Below are 4,421 nucleotides of genomic sequence, written 5' to 3' on the forward strand. Positions count from 1 at the left end.
GGTATCGGGTTCCCACATTCATCCGTACATGTGCGGATGAATGTGGGAGGTGTTCGGATAAAGTCGATAATCAAGGTTTGCCTCTGCGAGCTCCATAGATTATATAAACGCCCGCTGGCGCGCTGACCCTTTGATACCATGAAACGACAGGTATTTCCTAAGGAGCACATTTGTCTACTAACGCCTCTGGCAGCCCTGTTCTGTCGCTGCTTATTCCCATTTACAATGTTCAGCGCTACCTGCGCGAGTGCCTCGATTCCGCCCTGGCGCAGACGCTCAAGGACATCGAGATCATCTGCATTAACGACGGGTCGACCGACAACTCGCCCGCGATTATCCGCGAGTATATGGATCGCGATGGGCGCGTCAAGATGATCGACAAGGCCAACAGCGGCTACGGCGACTCGATGAACCATGGCCTGGAGATGGCGCGTGGCAAGTACGTCGGCATCTTAGAGTCCGATGACTTTATAGCGCCCGACGCACTCGAAAATCTTGTCTCGGCCGCCGATAGCAATAATGCCGACTTTGCGAAGGCGAACTTTGATTTCTACTGGTCTAAGCCCGAGGAGCGCCGTTCGCTGCACGAGATGTTTAGACCTCGGGATTGCGGTAAGCCGGTGCACCCGAGCGATACGACGCAGTTCTTTAAGCAAAAGCCGTCGATTTGGTCGGCCGTGTACCGTCGCGATTTTCTTGAGCGCAACGGCATTAAGTTCCTGCCGACTCCGGGGGCATCCTTTCAGGACACGTCATTTGCCTTTAAGGTGATCGCGTGCGCCGATAAGGCTGTTTACCTGCATGATGCCGTGTTGTCGTATCGCCAGGACAACGAGAATTCCTCGGTCAATTCTTCGGCTAAGGTGTTTTGCGTCAATACCGAGTATGCCGAGATTGAGCGTTGGATTCGAGAGGATTATGCCCGCGACCACGCAAGCGTCGATGTCGCGCGCATGCTCAAGTTCAATCAGCTCATTAAGTACGATTCGTACATGTGGAACTACGTGCGCCTGGCGCCTAAGTTCTATAAGGAGTTCCTGGTGCAGATGGCCAAGGAATTTCAGGCGGCCTTGGACGCCGGGGACTTTTCGCTTGACGACCTCAAGCCGTGGAAGCGCGCAAATCTCGCTGCCATCCTCAAAGATCCTGAGGGCTGGGTTGACGAGCACCCGAGTTTTGCGACGGATGGTGCCTTGGGGCGTGCTAAGTATTACGCCTCGGTTGGAGGCCCAGGCGTGGTTGCTGCCTTCCTCATCGAATCGCTGAGGGGGTAGGTCGGCATGGGAGAGGCCTCGTGTCCTAAAGCTACCATTGTCGTCCCCGTTTACAACTCTGCGCGCTCCATTCAGCGATGTCTCGATTCGCTGTTGGCCCAGTCCGAGCGCTCGATTCAGGTTGTCTGCGTCAACGACGGTTCGACTGATGATTCGTTGAACGTGTTGCGCCAGATCGCGCAGGCCGACGATCACGTACTGGTGATTGACCAGGAAAACGCGGGCGTCTCGTTCGCCCGAAATGCCGGAATCGATGCCGCCAAGGGCGAGGTGGTTTTCTTTGTAGACGCCGACGATTACATCGACGCCCAGACGGTCGAGCGCGTGCTGCATGCCATGGAGTCTTCAGATGCCGAGGTCGCCGTTTTTGGCGGCGTCTGTGAACCTGCCGATGCTGCCCCCAAACGCGTCCAGCAACTCATGAGCCCCAAAGCTGGTACCTTCGGCGCCCGTGATCCCCAACTACTGTTCCATTCGAATGCGCAGCCCTATGCCTGCCGTGCGGCTTTTTCGCGCGAGCTGCTCAATCGCGAAGGCATTCGCTTCGCCCCCGGTTTGGCTTTGGGCGAGGACGTCGTCTTCCAATTTGCGGCTTATGCGCTTGCCCACAAGACCGTCGTCATGCCGGACAAGTTCTACCACTACGTGATGGAGAGTGAATCGGCGACGCACGAGTTCAACAGTGCCGAGGCTCGCGCCAAAAAGCTTGACGCCCACATGAGGATGCTCGAGGAGGTCTTGGAGGACTGGGCGGCCTACGGTCTTTTAGACCTGTGCCCCGGCGAGCTGATAACTTGGTTTTTGGACCTAACTGTGTTCGACCTGGCGCGCTTGGATGCCGATGACTTCCATCGCGTGGCGGCTCGCGTCAACATGGACCTCGCGACGTTTTTGGGAACGGACTGGGCAGATATGCCTGCTAAGGGCGCCGTTCGCCGTGTTGCCCACAAGCTCGTTGCGGCGACCTCGGGCGTTTCGATGGCAGACGCCACGCTGTTCTATCTTTCGACTCGCGGTCTCAAAGCCTGCCTGGAGCGCTTTATCTAATTCCAAGCGCTGCCGCTCGCCGCAACTCGGCTGTTAAAATAACCCTGTTACACGCTACTCAACAGGAGGTTCTCTTGCAGAACTCTGATACCCCTAAAGTTTCGCTGCTTGTCCCCATTTGCAATGTCGAACGCTACCTGTGCGAGTGCCTCGATTCCGCCGTGGCGCAGACGCTTAAGGACATCGAGATCATCTGTATCAATGACGGTTCCACCGATAGCTCGCCGGATATCATCCGCGAGTACATGGAGCGCGACCCCCGTGTGAAGATGATCGACAAGGCCAACAGCGGCTACGGTGACTCGATGAACCGCGGCCTGGAGATGGCGCGCGGCGAGTACGTGGGCATCCTTGAGTCCGACGACTTTATGTTTGAGGATTCGCTCCAAAAGCTGGTTGCCAAGGCCGATGCTGAGCATGCCGATGTGGTAAAGGGCGACTTTTACCTGTATTGGTCCGCGCCCAGTGAGCGCCGTGAGCTGTTTGGGATTATCGATGAGCATATGACGGGCGCCGCGTATCGCCCCGTCGATCGCCCTGGCATCTTCTACCGCAAACCTTCCATTTGGTCTGCCATCTATCGGCGCGAGTTCCTCAACGACAATCAGATTCGGTTCCTTCCCACGCCGGGCGCCTCGTATCAGGACGCAGGCTTTAACTTTAAGGTCTGGGCGTGCGCCGAGCGTGCCGCGTTTATTGCGGACCCCATCCTGTGCTATCGCCAGGACAATGAGAAGAGCTCTGTTAATTCGCCCAACAAGGTGTTTTGCGTGTGCGACGAATATGCCGAGATGCAACGTTTTTTGGATGAACGTCCCGAGCTCAAGGTTCAGCTCCAGGGCATTTTAATGCGCATGAAGGTCGATACGTATCGCTGGAATGACGAGCGTCTGGTCGATGAGCTGCGCGAGCAGTTTTGGGAGAAGGCTTCGCCCGAGCTCAAGGCCGATTGGGATGCCGGTCGCTTTGATCTGTCGCTGTTCGATCCGCGCGGCGAGACCGACTTGCGCCTGATGGTCAAGTCGCCCCGTGCTTATATCGATTCGCGCTTTGACTTTAAGAAGCCCGGCAAGCTCAATACGTTTAAGCACTACTTTAAGATTGGCGGCCTGCCGCTGGTCTGGCGCGTGCTGACGTATCAGCGCACCTACGGCGATAATCCGCATCCCGATGACGTGCCGGCCGCACAGTAGGAGCACTTGGCTATGACTACCCCCAAGATTTCCGTTGTCGTTCCCATCTATAAGGTGGAGGAGTGCCTGGCCTGGTGCCTGGACTCCCTGCTTGCGCAGGACATGCCCGATTGGGAAGGCGTGCTGGTCAACGATGGCTCGCCGGACGGTTCGCGCGATATTGCGGCTGCCTATTGCGAAAAGGACGCGCGCTTTACGTTGGTCGATAAAGAGAACGGGGGCCTGTCGAGCGCGCGCAATGCAGGCATCGCCGCGTCCACGGCGCCTATTGTCGCGTTCTTGGATTCCGACGACCGCTTTACGCCCGATGCATGCCGCGTGATCGTCGATGCCTTTGAGCGCGAGGACTGCGACGTGTTGACCTTTGGCGCGAACCCGTATCCGCTGGAGGCGGGGTATCCGTGGCTTAACTATGTGCTTAGCCCGCGCGATGTGTCGTTTGAGGGCTATAGCTCCGACCTGCTGTTTAAGGAAGCGTCTCGTCCCTTTGCATGGCGCACCGCCTGCAAGCGCGACTTCTTGCTGGGCAACGGGATCGTGTTCGACGAAACCGTTAAGTATGGCGAGGACCAGGTCTTCGACTTTGCCGTGTACGGTCGTTCGCACAAGACCGCGCTTATCTCGAACAAGTTGTACGACTATCGCGTGGCTCGCAAGGGTTCGCTCATGGACACCATGCGCTACGACGACGAGACACGTCTGCTGGAGCACGTGAAGATTTACTCCGCTATGCTGGCTGACTGGCAGCGCGACGGTCTCGACGCACAGCATGCTGATGACCTGGCGTACTTCCTGTGTGATCTGGTGCTGTACGATGCGCTGAGGTTGCTGGGTTCGGACTGCGGCAAAGTGTTTGCTGCCGTTGCCGCGGCGCTTAACGGTTCTGCCGTGGACAACGATGCTGCGC

Annotated in this window: 4 protein-coding genes; all 4 read left to right on the forward strand. The window is 57.3% G+C overall.

Annotated features, from left to right (window positions below):
* The first annotated feature begins 170 nt into the window (after positions 1–170).
* Positions 171–1,274 (forward strand): glycosyltransferase family 2 protein, encoded by a 1,104-nt coding sequence (locus ABHR75_RS08480; RefSeq protein ID WP_138112769.1) that lies wholly within the window; start codon positions 171–173, stop codon positions 1,272–1,274.
* Positions 1,275–1,280: 6 nt separating this feature from the next.
* Complete coding sequence (locus ABHR75_RS08485) at positions 1,281–2,321, forward strand: glycosyltransferase family 2 protein (RefSeq protein ID WP_346964107.1); 1,041 nt, start codon at positions 1,281–1,283, stop codon at positions 2,319–2,321.
* Positions 2,322–2,395: 74 nt separating this feature from the next.
* Complete coding sequence (locus ABHR75_RS08490; RefSeq protein WP_050766148.1) at positions 2,396–3,514, forward strand: glycosyltransferase family 2 protein; 1,119 nt, start codon at positions 2,396–2,398, stop codon at positions 3,512–3,514.
* A 12-nt stretch (positions 3,515–3,526) separates the two neighbouring features.
* A partial coding sequence (locus ABHR75_RS08495) for a glycosyltransferase (RefSeq protein WP_346964108.1) occupies positions 3,527–4,421 on the forward strand: 895 nt, incomplete at its 3' end.

Origin of the sequence: Collinsella aerofaciens, from assembly GCF_039752955.1 — a bacterium.
Classification (GTDB): domain Bacteria; phylum Actinomycetota; class Coriobacteriia; order Coriobacteriales; family Coriobacteriaceae; genus Collinsella; species Collinsella aerofaciens_BI.

Excerpts from the sequence above, each read along its gene's own strand:
- ABHR75_RS08485 (WP_346964107.1), top strand. The coding sequence starts at position 1,281 with ATGGGAGAGGCCTCGTGTCCTAAAGCTACCATTGTCGTCCCCGTTTAC.